Source organism: Microbacterium sp. 22242 (genome assembly GCF_052045495.1).
Lineage (GTDB): Bacteria > Actinomycetota > Actinomycetes > Actinomycetales > Microbacteriaceae > Microbacterium.
This window is the reverse complement of record NZ_JBQEOZ010000005.1, coordinates 244,871-264,842: the sequence shown is the minus strand read 5'-3', so window position 1 is coordinate 264,842 and position 19,972 is coordinate 244,871. Positions and strand designations below refer to the sequence as shown.

Here is a 19,972-nt window from a genome sequence, read left to right as displayed (position 1 = left end):
TCAGTGTGACCTGGGGTTTTCCTGTTCGGGGGATTCCCTCCTGCAGCCCGTAACGCGAACCGGTGCTTCCGGGTTCCGTGACGCATAGCGGTTGGCAGGCGTCGCGTCAACGCCATGGTGGTACGAGAACACTGTCCCTATCGTCTGACACGAGGCCGGGTATGCGCCCCCTCGAGAGGGGACGAGATCATGACCGTGAGAATCAGCCGGATCCGCACGGAGGACGAGCTCGGGCCGGCGGCCTACGAGCTGGTCGACATCGACCGCTACGCGGTTCTGCTGGAGAGCACGATCGGGTACGTTGACGTCGTGCCGCCGCTCTTCGTCTGCTACCTGGGACACCCGTACGCGAAGGCGATCGAGATCGCCCAGCTCCACGACTTCGACGCCTCGGTGCGGCTCGTGCAGGAACGCGCGGCCCGGGCCCGGTCGTCCCGGACCCACGGATGAACCCGGAGGTCTGGCCCGGCTCCGCGCACCCCCTCGGCGCGTCCTTCGACGGCCAGGGGACGAACTTCGCCCTCTTCAGCGAGGGAGCGGAGCGCGTCGAGCTGTGCCTGTTCGACGATGAGGGCGACGAGGAGCGCGTCGAGCTCCTCGAGGTCGACGCCTACGTCTGGCACGGATACCTCCCGAGAGTGCAACCCGGGCAGCTGTACGGCTACCGGGTGCACGGCGCCTACGATCCGGCGACCGGGAAGAGGTACAACCCGAACAAGCTCCTGCTCGACCCGTACGCGAAGGCGGTCGACGGGAGGGTGCGCTGGGGGCAGGCGCTGTTCGGCTACGACTTCGGCGATCCGGACTCCCGCAACGACGAGGACTCCGCGGCGCTGATGCCCAAAGGTGTCGTCATCAACCCGTTCTTCGAGTGGTCGGGCGACCGACTTCCGAAGACCCCCTACGCGCAGAGCGTCATCTACGAGGCCCACGTGAAGGGTCTCACCGTCCGGCATCCCGACGTGCCCGAGCGTCTGCGCGGGACGTATGCGGGGATCGCGCACCCGGCGATCATCGCGCACCTCACCCGGATCGGGGCCACCGCGATCGAACTGATGCCGGTGCACCAGTTCGTCCACGACAGCGCGCTCGAGGACAAGGGGCTCTCGAACTACTGGGGCTACAACACGCTCGCCTTCTTCGCGCCGCACAACGCCTACGCCGCCGGTCGCGAGCGGGGCCAGCAGGTGCAGGAGTTCAAGGCGATGGTGCAGGCGATGCACACCGCCGGCATCGAGGTCATCCTCGACGTGGTCTACAACCACACCGCGGAGGGCAACCACCTCGGCCCGACCCTCTCGATGCGCGGCATCGACAACGAGGCGTACTACCGGCTCGAGAAGGACCGCCGCTATTACACCGACTACACCGGCACGGGGAACAGCCTGAACGCGGGCAACCCGCATGCCCTGCAGCTCATCATGGACTCCCTGCGCTACTGGGTGACCGAGATGCACGTCGACGGCTTCCGCTTCGACCTCGCGTCCACCCTCGCGCGCGAGTTCTACGACGTCGACCGCCTCGCGACGTTCTTCGAGCTGGTGCAGCAGGATCCGGTGGTCTCCCAGGTGAAGCTCATCGCCGAGCCCTGGGATGTCGGTCCCGGCGGCTATCAGGTCGGGAACTTCCCACCGCAGTGGTCGGAGTGGAACGGCAAGTACCGCGACACGGTGCGGGACTTCTGGCGCGGGGAGCCGCAGGCGCTCGGCGAGTTCGCGTCCCGGCTGACCGGGTCCGCGGACCTCTACGAGCACTCCGGGCGTCGCCCTGTCGCGTCGATCAACTTCGTCACCGCGCATGACGGCTTCACCCTGCGCGACCTCGTCAGCTACACGGAGAAGCACAACGAGGCGAACGGCGAGGGCAACGCCGACGGCGAATCCAACAACCGCTCCGACAACATGGGCGTCGAGGGCCCGACCGACGACCCCGAGATCAACCGGCGCCGCGCACGGAGGCAGCGGAACTTCCTGGCCACGCTGCTGCTGTCGCAGGGCGTGCCGATGATCTCGCACGGCGACGAGATGGGCCGCACCCAGCGAGGAAACAACAACGGCTACGCGCAGGACAACGAGTCGACGTGGGTCGACTGGGATGCCGCCGACCTTCCGCTGATCGAGTTCACCGCCGCCCTCGCGCGGCTGCGCCGGCTGCACCCGACCTTCCGCCGCAGCCGCTTCTTCGACGGCCGCCCGGTGCGTCAGGAGGATGGCGCGCGCGTTCCGGACGTGGTGTGGCTGCGCCCGGACGGACGTCCGATGCAACCGGAGGACTGGGACTCGGGGTTCGGCCTCGCGGTCGGGATGTTCCTCAACGGCCAGGGGATCCGGGAGCGGGACCGCCAGGGGCGCGCGATCACGGACCAGAACTTCCTCGTCTACTTCAACAGCGGGGCCGGCGGCGTCGATCTCGTCCTGCCGGATGCTCGCCACGGCGAACGCTGGGACGTCGTGGTGGATACCGCCGGGGAGGTCGATGATTCGTCGCCGCTGGCCGCGGGCGCCGGCACCGCGATCGCGGCCGGCTCCCTGCTGGTGCTCCGGCAGAGCGACGACTCGGAGAGCGTCCACGACGATTCCGTGGAGGCCTCTCTGCGCATCCAGGACCAGCTCGCCGAGCCGCCCGCCCCCGCACCGAAACCGGAGAGCCGCGCATGACCCGACGCCCCTGCTCCACGTACCGTCTGCAGATCAGCCCCTCGTTCCCGTTGACGGCCGCCGCGGACGTGGTCACCTATCTCCGGGACCTCGGCGCGTCCTGGGTCTACGTCTCCCCGCTGCTCGCCGCGACGCAGGGGTCGGATCACGGCTACGACGTGGTCGACCACTCCCGTGTGGATCCCGCCCGGGGAGGACGCGAAGGCCTGCGGGCCTTCGCCGCCCGCGCCCACGATCAGGGCCTGGGCGTCCTCGTCGACGTCGTGCCGAACCACGTCGGGGTCTCCGCGCCTCGGGAGAACCCGTGGTGGTGGGATGTCCTCCGGCTCGGCCGGGAGTCGCCGCACGCCGTCGCGTTCGACATCGACTGGCGCCGCGGAGGCGGAAAGGTGACCCTGCCGATCCTCGGCTCCTCCTTGGACGACGCCATCGCCGACGGGCGGTTCGTCGTGGACCCGACGCCGGCCGACGACGCCCCGGACGGCACACTCGGCTATTTCGATCACGTCCTTCCGCTCGCGCCCGGAACAGCCGCGCTCCGCGACGACCTCCGCGCGCTGATCGCGGCGCAGCACTACGACCTGCGGTACTGGAAGGATCAGAACACCGAGCTCGACTACCGGCGCTTCTTCGCCGTCTCCGACCTCGCCGCGATCCGGGTGGAGCTGCCCGACGTCTTCGCCCGCTCGCACGCCGAGATCCTCCGCTGGGTGCGCGAGGGTCTCGTGGACGGCATCCGCGTCGACCATCCGGACGGGCTCGCCGACCCCACCGGCTACCTGGAACGGCTCGCGGACGCCACCGGCGCCGTCTACACCCTCGTCGAGAAGATCCTCGAGCCCGGCGAACAGCTGCCCTCGTGGTGGCGCACCGACGGGACCACCGGCTACGAGGCTCTCGTCGAGTTCGACCGGCTCCTGATCGATCCCTCCGGCGTCGACGCGCTGACGGAGCTGGACGCACAGCTTCGTGCTGAGACGGGGCTGCCGCCGGTGCCGTCCTGGCCCGATCTCACGCACGACACGAAGCGGATGGTCGCCGACGAGCTGCTCCAGTCCGAGGTGCGTCGTCTCGTGAAGGTTCTTCCCTTCGGCATCGTGGGAGCGGTGGACGCCCTCGCCGAGCTGCTCGCCTGCTTCCCGGTGTACCGGACGTACCTGCCCGCCGGTGCGGAGCATCTGCGAGCGGCCATCGCGGAGGCGGTGCGCCGCCGCCCCGATCTGCGCACCGCGATCGCGGAGCTCGAACCGCTGCTCCTCGACCCCGCCACGGAGATCGCCCAGCGGTTCCCTCAGGTGAGCGGCGCCGTGATGGCCAAGGGCGTCGAGGACACCGCGTTCTACCGCTTCACCCGGCTCGGCACGCTGACCGAGGTCGGCGGCGACCCCTCGGCCCCTGCGCTCACGCCGGCGGAGTTCCACTCCGCGCAGCAGGCACGTCTCGCGGCCTGGCCGCACTCGATGACCACGCTGTCCACCCACGACACGAAGCGCTCCGAGGACGTCAGGGCCCGCCTCGCCGTGCTGTCCGAGGTGCCGGAGCGCTGGGCCGCCGTACTGGAGGACCTGCGCGCGATCGCGACCACCGGCCACGGACCCCTCGACGCGCTGCTCTGGCAGGCGGCGGTCGGCGCCTGGCCGATCCCGTCCGATCGGCTCCTCGCGTACGCGACCAAGGCGGCCAGGGAGGCGGCAGAGGCGACCGGGTGGCAGGATCCCGACGCCGAGTTCGAGGCCGGGCTCGCCCGGGTCGCGGAGGCGGCGAACGGGGCGGCCCGCGAGGTCGTCGCCGGCTTCGTCGACGAGATCGTCGGGTTCGGCCGATCGAACTCGCTCTCCGCCAAACTGCTGCAGCTGACCGGTCCGGGCGTCCCCGACGTCTATCAGGGCACGGAGCTGTGGGACCTGTCCCTGGTCGATCCCGACAACCGCCGCGCTGTGGACTTCGCCGAGCGCCGGACGCTGCTGGCCCGTCTGGACGCTCAGGTCGCGTGCGGCGAGCTGCCGCCCGTCGACGACACCGGCCTCGCCAAGCTGCTGGTGACGTCGCGCGTCCTGCGGCTGCGCCGGGACCATCCGGAGCTGTTCGAGGTCTATCGCCCGGTCGCCACGGCGGGCGCGGCCGCCGCGCACGTCGTCGCCGTGGACCGCGGGGGAGTGACGGCGGTCGCGACCAGGCTGCCGGTCGGTCTGGCCGCAGCGGGCGGCTGGCGCGACACCGCGCTGCTCCGCTCGGAGCTGCCGGCCGTCGACGTGCTGACGGGGCGGCGGTTCGCCTCGGGCTCGGTCCGCATCGCCGATCTGCTGGCCGACTATCCGGTCGCCCTGCTGCGGGACGAGCGATGACCGCCGTCTGGGCGCCGCGCGCCGGACGAGTGCGTCTGCGCGTGCTCGACGAGACCGGCGGGACGCGCGAGGAGCGAGCGCTCGTCCCTGCGCAGGACGACGGATGCGCGGGATGGTGGCACGGCGACGTCCGGCTGCGTGAGGGCGATCGCTACGGGTACCTGCTCGGCGATGACGAGCGATTGCGGCCGGATCCGCGTTCGCGCTGGCAGCCCGACGGCGTGCACGAGGCGTCGGCCTTCTTCGACCCGCGCGCGTTCGCCTGGACGGATGGCTCCTGGCATGGACGCCCGCTCGCCGGGGCGGTGATCTCGGAGGTGCACATCGGCACGTTCACGCCGGAGGGAACGCTCGACTCCGCCATCGAGCGGCTCGACCATCTCGCCGACCTCGGCGTCACGCACGTCGAGCTGCTGCCGGTCAACGCGTTCAACGGGGCGTGGAACTGGGGATACGACGGCGTGCTCTGGTACGCCGTGCACGCGGGATACGGCGGCCCGCACGCCTACCAGCGCTTCGTCGACGCCGCGCACGCCCGTGGCCTCGCCGTGATCCAGGACGTCGTGTACAACCATCTCGGCCCGAGCGGCAACTACCTGCCGGAGTTCGGCCCGTACCTGCGGGAGGGCTCTCGCAACACCTGGGGCGACTCGATCGATCTCGACCAGCCCGCGGTCAGATCCTTCATCGTGGAGAACGCGCTGATGTGGCTCCGCGACCATCACGTCGACGGGCTGCGGCTGGACGCCGTGCACGCGCTGCACGACACGCAGCCGACCCACATCCTGAAGGAGCTCGCGGAGCGCGTCGACGCCCTCTCCGCCCAGCAGGGCCGCCCGCTCACCCTCATCGCGGAGTCGGACCTCAACGACCCCACCCTGATCCTGCCCCGCGAGGCGGGCGGGTACGGGCTCACGGCCCAGTGGTCGGACGACTGGCATCACGCCGTCCACGTGGCGCTCACCGGCGAGACCAACGGCTACTACGCGGACTTCGCCGCCCCGGACGCGCTCGGGAAGGTCACGCGCGGCGGCTTCTTCCACGACGGCACGTTCTCCACGTTCCGAGGACGCCCGCACGGTGCGCCGATCCCTGCGGAGGTGCCGGCCTGGCGGCTGGTCACGTTCGCGCAGGATCACGACCAGATCGGCAACCGCGCCGTCGGGGACCGGCTGAGCGCCGCGCTCTCGCCGGACCGGCTCGCGGTCGCCGCCGTGCTCGTGCTCACCGCGCCGGGGACGCCGATGCTGTTCATGGGCGAGGAATGGGGCGCCTCCACCCCGTGGCAGTTCTTCACCGCGCACCCGGAGCCCGAGCTCGGCCGTGCGACCGCGGAGGGACGGATCGCCGAGTTCGCGCGGATGGGCTGGGATCCGGACATCGTCCCCGATCCGCAGGACCCGCAGACCTTCGTGCGTTCGCATCTCGACTGGGGCGAGGTCGCCGCGCCTCCGCACGATCGCCTGCTCGCGCTGCACCGGGAGCTGATCGCCCTGCGCCGCTCCTGCCCCGAACTCACGGACCCCGCCACCTCCACGCACGAAGTGACCCTGGTCGTCGACGGCGGACCCGCGCGGCGCGCCTGGCGCATCGGCCGCGGCGGGCTGGAGGTCCTCGTGAACCTGACCGCGGAACCTGTCTCCTTCCCGGTCCCGCCGGGCCACGAGGTCCTGCTGTCGACCAGGTCGCCGGAGCGGGACGGCGAGGCGCTCGCCCTCGGACCGGATTCGGCGGCGATCGTCAGGAGCGGCCGGGCCGATCCTTCATGATCCTGCGCGCACGTGCCCGTCCGGGATGAGGATGCCGCCGGAGGTGTTCGCCGAGTCCGCGTACTCCTGGATCCGCCGCGGGTCCAGCTCCGGCGGGTTCGGATCGTCGAACTGGAACATCAGCGGTATGGCGGGGTGCAGCCAGATCGTTGACCTCCCGCCGGGCTCCTCCTCGTCGTGCTGCCAGGACAGGGTGAAGCTCTCGTTACGACGCAGCTTGGTGGCGATCACGACCTTCAAGTGGGCGAGAACGATGTCGTCCATCTCGATGGAGCGGCCGGAGTTGTCGTAGAAGAGGGTACCCATCGCCCCACGGTATGCCTGTTCCGCGGCATTCCCCAGGCCCGTCGCAGGATCTCGGCCGGGAGGGCGCAGATCGGCGTGCGGCCGGGCGGGGTCATGAGCAGCAGGAGCCGCCGCTGCTGTCGCCGGTGGAGCAGACCCCGGTCGCCGGCAGCGTCAGCGCGACCCGCGACGCCGCGGCCATGTCCCCGTCGATCCACGCGGCGACGGAGCGGACCTGTTCGTAGCCGGTGGCGAGCAGGAACGTCGGCGCGCGGCCGTAGGACTTCATCCCGACGATGAAGAACCCGTGCTCGGGGTGCGCGAGCTCGCGGTACCCGTGCGGTTCGACCGTGCCGCAGGAGTGGATGTTCGGGTCGATCAGCGGGGCCAGCCGCTTCGGGGCCTCGACGACGTCGTCCAGCTCGAGCCTGAGCTCGCGGAGCAGGTCCAGATCGGGGCGGAAACCGGTCGCGTTCACCACGAGGTCGGCGTCCAGGAACACCGGCTCGCCGTGCCGTGCGCCGGTCAGCCGGACGCCGGTGCCGGAGGGCTCGACGCGCGAGATCTCGAACGAGTCGACCAGCGACACCGTCCCGGAGGCGACGAGCCGGCCGACGCGGGCGCCCAGCTTCGCCCGATCCGGGAGCTCATCGTCCGCAGACGACGACACCCGGACGGCGGACGTGTTGCGGATGGCCCACGTGATCCGGGTGCCAGGCTCGTCGCCGGCGAGAGCGCCGAGCGCGATGACGGTGTTCGCCGCCGAGTGCCCTGCACCGACCACCACCGTGTGCCGGCCCGCGAACCGGTCACGGTCCGTGCCGAGAACATCGGGCAAGGCGTGCAGGACCCGGTCGGCCACCTGCTCGAACCCGAGCGGCGCGAGGCCGGAGGAGGCCAGCGGGTTCGGCGAGGTGTAGGTCCCTGACGCGTCGATCACCGCCCGCGCCGTCGTCTCGGTGACCTGCCCGTCTGCGTGCGCGACGCGCAGCAGGAACGGCGTCTGTGCGCGCCCGGCGGTGCGGGTGCGGTCCATGCCCTCGCGGGACACTGCGACGACCCGCTGCCCGAACCGGATCCGCGAGCCGATCGCGGGAAGCTCCGCGAGCGGGATCAGGTAGTCCTCGACGAGCTCCTGCCCGGTCGGCGCGCGTCCCTCGTCCACGGGCATCGTCCATCCGGCTGCTTCCAGGAGCCGGATGGACGCAGGATCGACCAGGTGCTTCCAGGGGGAGAAGAGGCGCGTGTGCCCCCAGAGCCGGACGGACGCGGCGACCCGGCCGCCGCCCTCGAGGATCGTGAAGTCGATGTCCCGCTCGACCAGATACGCGGCGGCGGCGAGACCGATCGGGCCGGCACCGATGATCACGACCGGCAGCGTCGCCAGCCGGTCGGTCGCGGCGGGCCGGCGAGTGAGATCGACCAGTGTGACCATCGGAACCTCCGTCGCATCGATGAACGTCGATGCAAGTATGGACGTATCTATCGACGAGTGTCAATATCGACTATCATCGATGTATGGTTTCCATGCTCGAGGTCGCCGATGTCTCCGCGAAGACGGCGTGCTGCGTCCCGCTCGTCAAGGAGCCTCTCGGCCAGGACGACGCCGAGCAGCTCGCCGGCCGCCTCAAGGCCCTCGCGGATCCGGCTCGGTTGCGGCTGCTGTCGATCGTCGCCTCCAGCGAGAACCAGGAGGCGTGCGTGTGCGACCTCGTCGACCCGGTCGGGTTGTCCCAGCCGACTGTCTCCCACCACCTCAAGGTGCTCGCCGAGGCGGGATACCTCACCCGCTCCAAGCGCGGCACGTGGGCGTACTACCGGCTCGTCCCTGACGCTCTCGAGAGGGTCACGCAGGTTCTCGCCGCTTCGTGATCCGTTGGCGAGTGTGCGGGTCTCGCGCGCATGCTCATGCGTGGTCTCCGCTCTGCGCGAGCCTGTCGTATTCCTCGTCGGCGACCGGCTCGAGCCATTCGTTGCGGACGTCACCGCCCGGGGTGATGAAGGCGAGGTGGCTGAACCACGATCCGGCCTTCGCACCGTGCCAGTGCTTGGTGCCGGCGGGGACGCGGACCACGCTGCCCGGCTGCATGCTGATCGGATCCTCGCCTTCGGCCTGGAACCAGCCGCTGCCGGCCGTGCACATGAGGATCTGGTCGCCGCCGCCCTCGGTGCCGTGGTGGACGTGCCAGTTGTTGCGGCAGCCCGGCTCGAAGGTGATGTTGGCGACGGGAACGCTTCCGCCGGTCAGCGGGGCGTTGTAGCTCTGCCCGATGAAGTACTGGGCGTACGCGTCGTTCGGCTCCCCGAGCGGGAAGATCTGGTCGAAGCCGTCGTCGGTCATGGTGTCTCCTCGGTCTCTCTTCTCGGTCATCCCTCGTCCTCGATGATGCTCTTCAGCACGGCGGTCGCGCCCATGCCGTTGGGCCAGCCGGAGTAGAACGCGAGCTGCAGGAGGGCCTCCTTCAGCTCCTCGTCGCTCACGCCGTTCTGCCGCGCGAAGGCGAGATGGAAGCGGAGCTGATCCAGCTTGCCCAGCGCGGTCAGGGCGGAGACGGTGACCAGGCTGCGGTCGCGCTTGGAGAGCGCCTCGCGCTCCCAGACCTCGTCGAAGAGGACCCGGTCGGTGTAGTGCACCAGGCCGGGCGCGAAGTCGCCGAAGGCGTTCTTCCCGCCGGTCCAGCCGGTGGTCTCGGTCATCGTTCTCTCCTCAGCTCGCAATGGATCATCGGGACTGCGTCCATACAACGCCTTTCCCGGGCGCGCAGGGAGTCCCTGGCGAAGGGTGTACGGGCAGGGGATCCCTGAACGACGCGTCTGTGCGTACCGTTGGGGCATGGACAACAGGGCCGAAGTGCGGGAGTTCCTCATGTCCCGGCGCGCCCAGCTGACGCCTGGGCAGGCGGGGCTGGTCGTCTCCGGCAACCGCCGGGTGGCGGGGCTGAGGCGCAACGAGGTCGCGACGCTCGCGGACGTGAGCGTCGAGTACTACTCGAAGATCGAGCGCGGCAATCTCGCGGGCGTCTCCGACGGGGTCCTGGAGGCCGTCGCGCGGGCGCTGCAGCTCGACGACGCCGAGCGCGAGCACCTGTTCGATCTCGCTCGTGTCGCCCATGACGGAGCGGAGACCGTGAGGCGCCGCACACCGGCGAAGTGGGTGCCGCGACCCGGCCTGCTGCGCGCGCTCGAGGTCATCACCGGCGGTCCGGCGTTCGTGCGCAACGCCCGCATGGACGTCCTGGCGACCAACCCGCTCGGTGCCGCGTTCTACGACCGCGTCTTCGACGGTCCCGGCCAGGGCAACCTCGCCCGGTTCAACTTCCTGGACGAGCGCTCCCGCGACTTCTACCCGGACTGGGAAGCCGCGGCGGATGTCAGCGTCGCGATCCTGCGCACGGAAGCCGGCCGGGATCCGCGCGACAAGCAGCTGCACGACCTCGTCGGCGAGCTCTCCACCCGCTCCGACGCGTTCCGCACGAGATGGGGGGCCCACAACGTGCGCCGGCACGGCGCGGGGACGAAGAGGTTCCACCATCACCTGGTCGGCGACCTCACCCTCTCCTACGAGGGGCTGGAGCTGACGGCCGAACCCGGCCTGTCCTTCCTCATCTACACCGCGCAGCCCGGGTCGGAGAGCCAGGAGCGGCTCGACCTGCTGGCCAGCTGGGCGGCCACCAACCAGCAGCACGACACGGACGTCCGCGAAGCCGGAGCGAGGCTCGACGCGGCGAGAACCACACAGGAGGACTGAGATGCACACGAGACGACTGGGTCAGGGCCTGGAGGTGTCGGCCGTCGGACTGGGCTGCATGGGCATGTCGCAGAGCTACGGCCCCAACCCCGGCACGCGCGAGGACATGATCGCGGTCCTCCGCGCTGCGGTGGATCAGGGAGTGACGTTCTACGACACGGCGGAGGTCTACGGCCCCTACGTCAACGAGGAGCTCGTCGGAGAGGCGCTGGAGCCGATCCGCGACCAGGTCGTGATCGCGACCAAGTTCGGGTGGCGCATCGAAGACGGGCGGAGCGTGGGACTGAACAGCCGGCCCGAGCAGATCCGCCGCGTCGCCGAGGAGTCCCTGCGGCGCCTGCGGACCGACGTGATCGACCTGTTCTATCAGCACCGCGTCGATCCGGAGGTGCCGATCGAAGAGGTCGCCGGCACCGTGGCCGAGCTCGTCGCCGAGGGCAAGGTCAAGCACTTCGGGCTCTCCGAGGCATCGGCCGAGACGATCCGGAAGGCGCATGCCGTGCAGCCGGTGACGGCGCTGCAGAGCGAATACTCGCTGTGGACGCGTGATCCGGAAGGGGAGATCCTGCGCACCCTCGCCGAGCTCGGCATCGGACTCGTGCCCTTCAGCCCGCTCGGCAAAGGGCTGTTCACCGGCACCGTCGCGCCGACCGCGACCTTCGCGAAGGACGACATCCGCGCCCGGATCCCGCGCTTCGCCCAGGATAACCTCGAGGCCAACACCGCGCTCGTGCAGCACGTCGAGCTGCTCGCCGCCTCGAAGGGCGTCACCCCCGGGCAGATCGCCCTGGCGTGGCTGCTGCTGCAGCAGCCGTGGATCGTGCCGATCCCCGGCACCCGGCGCATCGAACGGATCGCGGAGAACGCCGGCGCCACCGAGGTCGGCCTCTCTCCGGACGAGCTGGACGACCTCAACCGGATCACGCAGACCATCGGCGTGCAGGGCGACCGCTACAACGCCGAGCACATGGCGCACATCAACCGCTGAGGGCGGCGGAGAGGACGGCGACCGCCGGCCGGGAGAGTCCGGTCAGCGGCTCTCCGCGCCGTGCAGTTGCGCCAGGAACGCGGCGTGCAGCACGCCGTTCGTCGCGAGCGCCGAGCGGCCCGCGAGCGTGGCGGTGCCGTCGAACGCCGTCGCCGTGCCGCCGGCCTCGGCGACGATCGCGAACGCCGCCGCGATGTCGTACTCCTTCACGCCGAACTCGGCGACCATGTCGATGCGGCCCTCGGCGAGCATCATGTACGAGAACACGTCGCCGTAGGCGCGGTCGCGCCACACCCGGCGGGAGAGCGCGACGAGCTGGTCCAGCTGACCGGCCTCGTCCCACTGCGCGATGCTCTGGAAGCTGACGCTCGCATCGTCCAGGGAATCGACCTGCGACACCCGGATCGCGCGCGGCTCCGCGTCCGTGGACGCCCAGGCGCCGAGACCGGGCGCGGCCCACCAGCGGCGTCCGAGCGCGGGCATGCTCACCACGCCGACGCGGGCGACGCCGTCGACCGCGAGGCCGATCATCGTGCCCCAGAGCGGCACACCGCGGAGGAAGTTCGCGGTGCCGTCGATCGGGTCCACGATCCACTGCCGATGCGTGTCGCCGGAGGTGCCGAACTCCTCCCCGAGGATGCCGTCCTCCGGGCGCTCGGCCTGCAGGATCTCTCGGATGGCGCGCTCGGTCGCGAGGTCGGCATCGGTGACGTGCGAGTGGTCCGCCTTCAGCGAGACGCTCAGATCGGCGGCGTCGAAACGCGGCAGCGACTGCGCGTCGGCGGCGTCGGCAAGGCGGAGAGCGAGCTCGAGGTCGCTCTGGAAGTCGGCATCGGCGCGGGTCTCAGGCACGCCTCCAGGATACGGGCCGGGATGCGGCGATCGGGGCCAGCCCGCGCACTCCTGGCGCCCGACACGCCAGGGATGCGGGACGGCCGGCGCAGGATTTCGCGTCCGCCGGATCCGCTGGTAATGTGATTCCTCGGCCGGGCAACCGGCACGCCGAGCACCTCTAGCTCAATCGGCAGAGCAACTGACTCTTAATCAGTGGGTTCTGGGTTCGAGTCCCAGGGGGTGCACGGATAAGCCCTGATAGATCTCGCCATCTATCAGGGCTTTTCTGCTGCCGGCCAGTCATGAATCAAGGACGCGTCGTTTGCGCCCAGTCAGGATTTGGTCAGGATTCGCTTCGCTGCAGGCAATCGCCGTACCGGACCAGAGACTGAAGGAACGGCCCCCAATTGCGCGCGCATCACCTGGGCTGTGGCGAGGAGAGCGGCAGTCGTCTAGCGGTTTGATCGCGATGCGGCATGCGCTGGACGAATGGACGTCCGTATGGAGCGCTTCCCAGGCTATGGTGTCCTGTTGGCGTGTCCCAAGTGCGGAGCGATGGTCGAAAAGATGACCGGTCTGCTGACCGGCTACGCTCACGACGGTGAGCGTGCAGGAGATTACCGGGCCGTCCACGGATGGCTCTGGCGCGGTCTGTCCTGTCTTTGTCACCAGGCGCTTATCGCGGGCCCCTCACTACGCTGTCCGGTTCGCGCGTGAGGCTCAGACGGCGATGTACCGGCATCCGGTTCGATGTGCGTCAACATCAGTGAGTTCACACAGCTTACGCAGCCGACACCTGTCTGAGTTGAGTAATGCCGGCGATGGAGATGTCGGGGCTTGTAACCATAAGTTCGGTTCCTACCCGCTTCACTGCCGCGGTGTAATTCAGGTCAAACGCATACTGTGGACAACCTTCATACAGCTCTTGAATCTGAGGCACTAGATCGTACGTGAGGACCCAGGGCTGCGTGAGCCCGCGTACGACCGTCGACAGTTCGGCGTGGTCCGTGTCCGTATAGAAGTTCGTGTAGAGTCCAGAACCCTTGCCGTAGTACGGCGGGTCGATGAAATGGACGACCCGATCTGACCGCTCGGACATACCACGCAGGAAGTCCTTGCCGTCCTCCCGCGAGATCGAGATAGAGCGCCTGTAGCGGGCGATGCGCTCGATCTTGTCTACGATGACGTCCTTCGGAAACCGGCAGTCCAGCTTGTAGTTGCCCGTCTGATTCGTCCCTCCGATGACACCACCCTTGATAACTCCGGAGCGGTTGGTCCGATTGAGGAAGAGGGTGGCGAACGCGAGTTCGAGCGATGGCTCGTGCTTCATCGTTCGGTAATTCTCGCGTTGTTTGTACCACTCATCGATCGTGACCGGCGTGTCTGTGACGAGGCGAACGAGTTCGTCCGTGTCGTTGAGCATCGCATCCCAGAGCGAGTAGATGCCGGGGTCGATGTCGTTGAGCACGATCCGGCGAACAACTCCCTCAAATAAGAGGGACAAAGCGAGCCCTCCGCCCCCGGCGAACGGCTCGGCATAGGTCGTCTTGCGGAGGCCGTTCCATTCGAGGAGCGGTGACGCGAGCTTGAACAACGCGGTCTTGCCGCCCGGGTACCGAAGAGGTGAAGGCGTGATGGGCATGGGCTCACTTCATGTTGCTGGCGGGACCTCTCGAACGTTACAGCGTCTCGGTGACGTTGGCCAGCGCGGACTTGTTACGGGTGGTCGGGTTCGATTGGCGGCTCAGCGTTCGATGCGATGAAACTGAGGATCGGTTCCACTTCATCCCACTTCTTGGTGAGGGTCGCCCAGTCAGGGAAAGCAGACCCATGGGCGATCAGACCCAGGTAGAAGGCGCTGTAGACGTACGTGGGATTCGAGACCTGCCCCTTCAGAAGACCGAGCGCGCCCGCTTCAGCCTTGGTGAGGTGGATCGCACCGCTCCTCTTCTCCTTCTCGATGTGCGTCAGTACGTTGTGAACCAGGAGGTGCAGCTTGTCGTTCTGCCCGATCTGCGTGCCGCGAGTCTCGAGATACTTGACGGTGACCGACTCCAGGAAAACACGCACGATCAGCGCAGCGGCCAATGGGCTGAACCGGCGAACCGACTTTAGCTCCGCGAGGATTCGTTTAAGGCGCTCATCTCGGAGACTCGGCGCGAATGCTTCCGGTACGAGTTTTAGTCGCTTGTCGGGGTGAGTCCCGCCTCCAGAGCTTGAAGTGCCCTCGGGCTCGGCCGCGCCGTTCTCCGCGGACGGATCGTTCGATGCCGGCTCATCGCCCTTATCGGCAGTCGTCTCGCCAGAGCCCCCGGAATGCACCGTTTCATCGTTGCTCGCCTCGGCGTCTTCCGGAGTCGGGCCAACCGGCTCGGTGATGTTTACGAGGTGCTCCTGCGCGTACTTCGCACGATCGGCGCTGTTAGTTCGGGATGTCGCTCCATTCGCCCGGGCGACGATGTCACTGAGCAGGCGTCGCAGACGAAGGTCGAACAGCGACTGGGTGCCCAAGATCTTGAACTCGGGTTCGGAGGCGCTTGTCGTGATACCGAGACCGTGCTTACGAACGAACGGGTTGGAGATAAATCGAGTGATCGTGGTGAGGATATCCGTTGACTGTGCTTTAGTGAGCATCCCGTGGCTCTGTCCGTACTCCAGAAGCGCGAGTGCGAGGGCGTTACCCGTTCGGTCGCCATAGCGCCTGGCCAGCTGCACGGGGTTCCATGGCTTCGGGCCGTTGCCGTTACCAGGACCGGCGTGTTTGCGGTCGATCCAGACATCGGCTTCGTTCTCGTCATCGAAGACAGTCAGCTCAATGACGATGTTGTCGGGATCGAGATCGCGGCTCAGGCGTTCGAAGATCTTGCGTTCCTTGGGCGGAGCCAGGGTCGGATCATGCAAAAGGATGAGCGCGCAGAGGCGACGGTTGCCCTCCAGGATGGTGTAGCCGCCCTCAGGGGCCGCTACTGCTCCGAACATGTCGAGCGGGCTCAGCCCGTACTTAGCGATGTCACGTGCGAGCCCGAGGACGCTCTCCTTCTCGACCAAGTAGCGGATGATGTCCCGTCGAGACATGCCGGGTTCATGTCGCGGATTGTCTGGGTCGAGGTCCAGGTCGGCAAGGTCTGCCCAATCAATCGTTACGCGCTTCGGCATGTCTCCCCCATCGCATTCAAGCCGTCACGCGCATCCTATCCATACGCATGTGCACCGACGAGGCAACCCATCCGGAGAGTAGACATTGGGCGCGTTGCACGCGACACAGCCCAAAGGAGACCGTGGAAACCAGATGCGTCCTGACGAGCAGTCCGGTCAGTTAGGTTCAGGATCACTCTGGTTCTTCGCCTTCTTCAGCGCCTTCTCACGCGCTTTCGACATGCGCGCGGTCACTTCGTCCAGCCGGTTAGGGAAGAGCTTGGCGTAGGTGTTCAGCGTCTCTGTCGCGTCGGCGTGACCGAGCATCTTCTGCACCATGAGTAAATCCGCGCCGGAGTCGATGGCGAGGGACGCCGCCGTGTGCCGGAGTCCCTTCGGCGTCAGACCGATGGGGGATCCTGCCGCCGTCGTGATCGTCTTCCAGGTCCGTTGGACAGGTTCAGTCCCGTACCTGACCGTGTGGTGAAGAGGGGAGCGGTCGGCGGTCGATCCTTCATAAGGTGCTTCAGGTCGGGGATCAGGTGCAGAGGGATCGGAACCTCACGGTTCCCGGCGTCGGTCTTCGGGGCGGTATCCACAATCATCTTGCCGTCTGCATCCGTCGTGATCGTCTTAGTCACCGAGACGCGCCGACGCTTCAGGTCCACATCGTCGATCGTCAGCGCGACCGCTTCGCCGGGACGCAGACCGGCGTTTCCCATGAGAGCGACCAACGTTGCATCCGAGTGCGTCGCGTGCTCTCTCGCCGCCTCTGTCAGCGCCTCAAGCTGAGCCTTTCCGCCGCGCAGCGCGCCCCGCACTTCGCGGTCAGCCGAGGATGTGCTTGTCCGGGACGCGGAGGCCTCCCGAGGTGTTGGCGGAGTGCGCGTACAGCTGGATGCGCTTCTGATCGAGCTCGGGCACGCTCGGCTCGTGGAACTCGAATCGGAGCGGGATGGACGGGTGCAGCCAGACCGTCGAGCGTCCGAGGGGCTGACCGACGTCATGCCGCCAGGACAGGGTGAAGCTCTCGTTGCGGCGAAGCTTGGTCGCGATGACGACCTTCAAGTGGGCGAGAGCGGTGTCGTCGATCTCGATGGCGTGCTCAGAGCTGCCGTAGAACAGTATTCCCATGCTTCAACAGTAGGTGGACCTCGGAGATCGCCCGTCCGGCTGACGCCATATGTCGCCCGGCTGATGGCCGGTGCGCGGAACCGGCGAGCGCCGTCTCAGCTCGACGTCCTCCCGCGTCGCCGGTCCACGGCGCGCTGTGCGGCGTCCACCGCTTCCTCCCCGGCGGCGAGGCGCTCGGCCGTCTCGGCGACCCGCTCTTCGCTGCGGGCGACGTCTTCTCGTGCGGTGTCGGCCGAGACGAGGGTGGCGTCCAGCTCGGCTTCGAGTTCGGCGATCCGCGCGGCCAGCGTCTTCACGCGCTGCTCGGTGTCTCGCGCGGCCTGTTCCGCCTTCGAATGGTCGAGCCGGGCTCGGGAGAGACTCTGCTGCGCGTCGTGCAGGACGCTTTCCGCCTTCCGGAGTTCCCGCCGCGCCGCCACCTCATCGGCCGGCGGGGGCGAGGCCGCGGGGGAGCCGGGGGCGCCTCCGGCCACGGCGGCATCGTGGTCGGCGGGATCTCCGGAGGGATCCAGGTCGTGCACGAGCCGTCCCGACGCGACGGCCGCCGCGGCGCTCGGATCGAAGAACGCCACGGCGATCGTCTGCCGCACCGCCTCGAGGGTCGCGTCCGTGATCCGCTCGCCTCGTGTCTTCGCGAGCGCGACGGCATCCGCTGCGAGCCGGTTCGTGAGGGCCCGACGCTCCCGGCCGAGCTGCGCCAGCGCGGCCGCGTCGAGATCGGCCTGAGCCTCTCGCACCTCTTCGGCGAGGCGGAGCGCTTCGCCGAGCCGGCTCGCCCGCTCGCGGGCGAACAGGTTCACGACCCACGCGGCGACGCTCGGCTTCCGCAGCGCCCGGATCTGCGCTGCCAGCTCCGCGTCTCCCGCGTCCTTGGCGCGCGCGTTCCTGGTCGCCACGAAGTCGCGGGGAGGGCCGGCGTACAGCTCCGCGGCGATCTGCTCGATACCGGTCACGATCGTCTCCCGGCGCGTGCGCTCAGACCCGGCGCACGGAGAGCAGCTGGTACCCCTCCGGCACCTTCGCCACGAGCGCGGTCATGTCGTCGGCCTCGATCTCCCGCACGCCGTCACGGCGGACCATCGTGCCCTCGGCGGTGAGCACCGTGTCCTTCTTCGCCATCACGACCGGGGCGGAGGCCAGCTGCCATCCCTCCGGCGTCTGCGCGGCGAGCAGGTCCTGGATCTCGTCCAGCTCCTCGGCCTGCACGGTGGCGGTCTTGGACTCGACGGGACGGATGACACCGATCAGCATGTCTCCAGCGTAGAGCGCCCCGGCGACACCGCGGATCGGCGAGGCGTGACGGCGCCGTCGGCACGACGAAGCCCGCCCCGCGCACCGTTGTGCGGGACGGGCCGTCTGCAGCGCCCTCGGGCCGGGCGCGGATCCTCAGGCGGCGTCGCCGATGAGGATCGCCTCCGCGTCCTCGGCGGCGTCGTGCGATCCGGTGTCGATGTGCGCCAGGGCCCTGCGGCCGAACAGCACCACCAGCGCGGCGATCAGCACCGAGACGCCCGCGAACACGTAGGGGACCGTGTCGCCCCACAGGTGCGACAGGAACGCGGCGAGCGGCGGAGCCACGGCGCCGCCGATGAAGCGGACGGCCGAGTAGGCCGACGATGCGACAGAACGGGGCAGATCCGTGGCCTCCATGACGGCCTCGGTGAGCACGGTGTTCATGATGCCGAGCAGCAGGCCGCCGACGATGATGCAGACCACGAGCGCCGTCGCGGTGGCCACGAGGGCGCCGGCCACGAAGAGGTCGATCGCGAGCAGCGGCAGCACGATGACGATGATCCGGGTGATCGGCATGCGGCGAAGCAGGATCGGTGCGACCCACACGCTCGTGATCGCGAGCGCGAGGCCCCAGCCGAAGAAGGTCAGGCCGATGCCGATCGCGCCGAACTTGAGCGGGAAGGGCGAGAAGGCCAGCAGCACGAAGAAGCCGATGTTGTAGAACAGGGCGGCGACGGCGAGCACGGCGAGCGCCGGGCGGCCCAGCGCGCGGAACGGCGCGGAGAACTTCACCGGCTCGCGCTTCTCGAACGGGCCGCGCAGCAGCGTCAGCACCGCGATGAAGCCGATCGACATCAGCACCACGACGCCGAAGAACGGGCCCTGCCAGGCGATCTCGCCGAGGAGGCCGCCGAGCAGCGGGCCGATCGCGATGCCGAGACCGAGCGCGGCCTCGTACAGGATGATCGCGGCGCTGGAACCGCCGCTGGCCGCGCCGACGATCGTCGCGAGCGCCGTGGAGATGAACAGCGCGTTGCCGAGGCCCCAGCCCGCGCGGAAGCCGATGATCGCGTCCACGCTGCCGCTCAGGGCGCAGAACAGCGCGAACACGACGATGAGCGCGAGACCGACCAGCAGGGTGGCCTTGGTGCCGATCCGGCTGGAGATCCAGCTCGTGAACAGCATCGCCACGCCGGTGACGAGCAGGTAGCTGGTGAAGAGCAGCTCGGTCTGCACCGGTGTCGCCTTCAGCGACTCGGCGATCGCGGGGAGGATCGGGTCGACCAGGCCGATGCCCATGAAGGCCACGACGCAGGCGAAGGCCACGGCCCACACCTGTGCGGGCTGCCTCCAGATCGATGATGACGAACCGGTGGAGTTCAACGTGCTGTCCTTTCCAGAAGAAGCGAATGCGTGTGCAGGATCTCGGCGGCGCGGGAGAGGTGCTCCCAGTCCGCCTCGTCGAGATCCGAGAATCGCGGCTCGAGGATCCTCTGCAGCTCCTGTCGCCAGGTGTGCAGGGACTCCCGGCCCGCGTCGGTGATGCTCACCACGGTGGCCCGGGAGTCGTCGGGGTCCGCGGAGCGGCGGACCAGGCCGTCGTGCTCGAGCTGGCCGACCAGGCGCGTCATGCCGGGCTGGGTGGTGCGACTGGCCTTGGCCAGCTCGCCGACGCGCAGCCCGGCAGCCCGGTCCTCCGCGGCGCCGTCTGCGGCGGTGTCCAGCAGGCTGAGGGCCCGCCACTGCGCCGCGGGCGTGTCGTTGCCGGCCTCATGGGCCGCGATCCGGGTGAGGGCGTGCGTCGAGAAGACGATCGATTGGAGGATCTCGCCGCGATTCATACC

General features: G+C 68.8%; 19 protein-coding genes, 1 tRNA gene and 1 pseudogene. 8 read left to right on the top strand and 13 right to left on the bottom strand.

What is annotated here, in order from left to right:
* Positions 1-189: 189 nt before the first annotated feature.
* From ACTJJZ_RS07865 to treZ, 4 genes are read left to right on the top strand one after another with little or no spacing between them, the layout of a single operon-like run.
* Positions 190-450, top strand: a complete 261-nt coding sequence (locus ACTJJZ_RS07865) for a hypothetical protein (RefSeq protein ID WP_440720620.1) — start codon at positions 190-192, stop codon at positions 448-450.
* Complete coding sequence (gene glgX / locus ACTJJZ_RS07860; RefSeq protein ID WP_440720619.1) at positions 447-2,657, top strand: glycogen debranching protein GlgX; 2,211 nt, start codon at positions 447-449, stop codon at positions 2,655-2,657. Before ACTJJZ_RS07865 ends, glgX begins: the two co-directional genes overlap by 4 nt.
* Positions 2,654-5,002, top strand: coding sequence for a malto-oligosyltrehalose synthase (treY, locus tag ACTJJZ_RS07855; RefSeq protein ID WP_440720618.1), 2,349 nt, complete (start codon positions 2,654-2,656; stop codon positions 5,000-5,002). The genes glgX and treY overlap by 4 nt, the downstream gene beginning before the upstream one ends.
* Positions 4,999-6,771 carry a malto-oligosyltrehalose trehalohydrolase gene (gene treZ, locus ACTJJZ_RS07850; protein ID WP_440720617.1) on the top strand — a complete coding sequence of 591 codons (1,773 nt, stop codon included), beginning with the start codon at positions 4,999-5,001 and terminating at the stop codon, positions 6,769-6,771. Before treY ends, treZ begins: the two co-directional genes overlap by 4 nt.
* Here treZ and ACTJJZ_RS07845 read toward each other — a convergent pair.
* A complete protein-coding gene (locus tag ACTJJZ_RS07845; protein ID WP_440720616.1) occupies positions 6,766-7,077 on the bottom strand; it encodes a DUF7882 family protein in 312 nt (103 codons plus the stop codon). The two genes, treZ and ACTJJZ_RS07845, sit on opposite strands and share 6 nt — an antisense overlap.
* Positions 7,078-7,168: 91 nt before the next feature.
* Positions 7,169-8,491: an NAD(P)-binding domain-containing protein gene (locus tag ACTJJZ_RS07840; protein ID WP_440720615.1), complete on the bottom strand. Its 1,323-nt coding sequence runs from the start codon at positions 8,489-8,491 to the stop codon at positions 7,169-7,171.
* A gap of 83 nt (positions 8,492-8,574) precedes the next feature.
* Here ACTJJZ_RS07840 and ACTJJZ_RS07835 point away from each other — a divergent pair, with 83 nt between their 5' ends.
* On the top strand, positions 8,575-8,928 hold the full coding sequence (locus ACTJJZ_RS07835) for a metalloregulator ArsR/SmtB family transcription factor (protein ID WP_440720614.1): 354 nt from the start codon (positions 8,575-8,577) through the stop codon (positions 8,926-8,928).
* A gap of 34 nt (positions 8,929-8,962) precedes the next feature.
* On the opposite strand, the gene ACTJJZ_RS07830 is transcribed toward ACTJJZ_RS07835, so the two are convergent.
* Positions 8,963-9,427, bottom strand: a complete 465-nt coding sequence (locus ACTJJZ_RS07830) for a cupin domain-containing protein (RefSeq protein ID WP_440720613.1) — start codon at positions 9,425-9,427, stop codon at positions 8,963-8,965.
* On the bottom strand, positions 9,424-9,753 hold the full coding sequence (locus ACTJJZ_RS07825) for a carboxymuconolactone decarboxylase family protein (RefSeq protein WP_440720612.1): 330 nt from the start codon (positions 9,751-9,753) through the stop codon (positions 9,424-9,426). Before ACTJJZ_RS07825 ends, ACTJJZ_RS07830 begins: the two co-directional genes overlap by 4 nt.
* Before the next feature lie 136 nt (positions 9,754-9,889).
* Here ACTJJZ_RS07825 and ACTJJZ_RS07820 point away from each other — a divergent pair, with 136 nt between their 5' ends.
* Together ACTJJZ_RS07820 and ACTJJZ_RS07815 are read left to right on the top strand one after the other, a co-directional pair.
* The gene (locus tag ACTJJZ_RS07820) at positions 9,890-10,804 is read left to right on the top strand and encodes a helix-turn-helix transcriptional regulator (protein ID WP_440720611.1); all 915 of its coding nucleotides are present in this window, start codon (positions 9,890-9,892) and stop codon (positions 10,802-10,804) included.
* Position 10,805: 1 nt separating this feature from the next.
* A complete protein-coding gene (locus ACTJJZ_RS07815) occupies positions 10,806-11,792 on the top strand; it encodes an aldo/keto reductase (RefSeq protein WP_440720610.1) in 987 nt (328 codons plus the stop codon).
* Between the two features lie 42 nt (positions 11,793-11,834).
* Here the strand turns inward: ACTJJZ_RS07815 and ACTJJZ_RS07810 are convergent, their stop codons facing one another.
* Positions 11,835-12,644: an inositol monophosphatase family protein gene (locus ACTJJZ_RS07810; protein ID WP_440720609.1), complete on the bottom strand. Its 810-nt coding sequence runs from the start codon at positions 12,642-12,644 to the stop codon at positions 11,835-11,837.
* Between the two features lie 154 nt (positions 12,645-12,798).
* Here ACTJJZ_RS07810 and ACTJJZ_RS07805 point away from each other — a divergent pair.
* Positions 12,799-12,871, top strand: a tRNA-Lys gene (locus tag ACTJJZ_RS07805).
* 536 nt (positions 12,872-13,407) lie between these two features.
* On the opposite strand, the gene ACTJJZ_RS07800 is transcribed toward ACTJJZ_RS07805, so the two are convergent.
* From ACTJJZ_RS07800 to ACTJJZ_RS07765, 8 genes and pseudogenes are all read right to left on the bottom strand, one after another.
* Positions 13,408-14,268, bottom strand: coding sequence for a DNA adenine methylase (locus tag ACTJJZ_RS07800; protein WP_440720608.1), 861 nt, complete (start codon positions 14,266-14,268; stop codon positions 13,408-13,410).
* 74 nt (positions 14,269-14,342) lie between these two features.
* The gene (locus ACTJJZ_RS07795) at positions 14,343-15,782 is read right to left on the bottom strand and encodes a hypothetical protein (RefSeq protein ID WP_440720607.1); all 1,440 of its coding nucleotides are present in this window, start codon (positions 15,780-15,782) and stop codon (positions 14,343-14,345) included.
* A 156-nt stretch (positions 15,783-15,938) separates the two neighbouring features.
* A pseudogene (locus tag ACTJJZ_RS07790) lies at positions 15,939-16,582 on the bottom strand (site-specific integrase).
* Positions 16,583-16,589: 7 nt separating this feature from the next.
* The gene (locus ACTJJZ_RS07785; RefSeq protein ID WP_440720606.1) at positions 16,590-16,895 is read right to left on the bottom strand and encodes a DUF7882 family protein; all 306 of its coding nucleotides are present in this window, start codon (positions 16,893-16,895) and stop codon (positions 16,590-16,592) included.
* A gap of 95 nt (positions 16,896-16,990) precedes the next feature.
* Positions 16,991-17,848 carry a transposase gene (locus ACTJJZ_RS07780; protein WP_440720605.1) on the bottom strand — a complete coding sequence of 286 codons (858 nt, stop codon included), beginning with the start codon at positions 17,846-17,848 and terminating at the stop codon, positions 16,991-16,993.
* 22 nt (positions 17,849-17,870) lie between these two features.
* Positions 17,871-18,146, bottom strand: a complete 276-nt coding sequence (locus ACTJJZ_RS07775; protein WP_440720604.1) for a hypothetical protein — start codon at positions 18,144-18,146, stop codon at positions 17,871-17,873.
* A gap of 135 nt (positions 18,147-18,281) precedes the next feature.
* Entirely contained in the window at positions 18,282-19,511 is a 1,230-nt protein-coding gene (locus ACTJJZ_RS07770) for an MFS transporter (RefSeq protein WP_440720603.1), read from the bottom strand.
* On the bottom strand, positions 19,508-19,969 hold the full coding sequence (locus ACTJJZ_RS07765; RefSeq protein WP_440720602.1) for a MarR family winged helix-turn-helix transcriptional regulator: 462 nt from the start codon (positions 19,967-19,969) through the stop codon (positions 19,508-19,510). Before ACTJJZ_RS07765 ends, ACTJJZ_RS07770 begins: the two co-directional genes overlap by 4 nt.
* Positions 19,970-19,972: the final 3 nt, after the last annotated feature.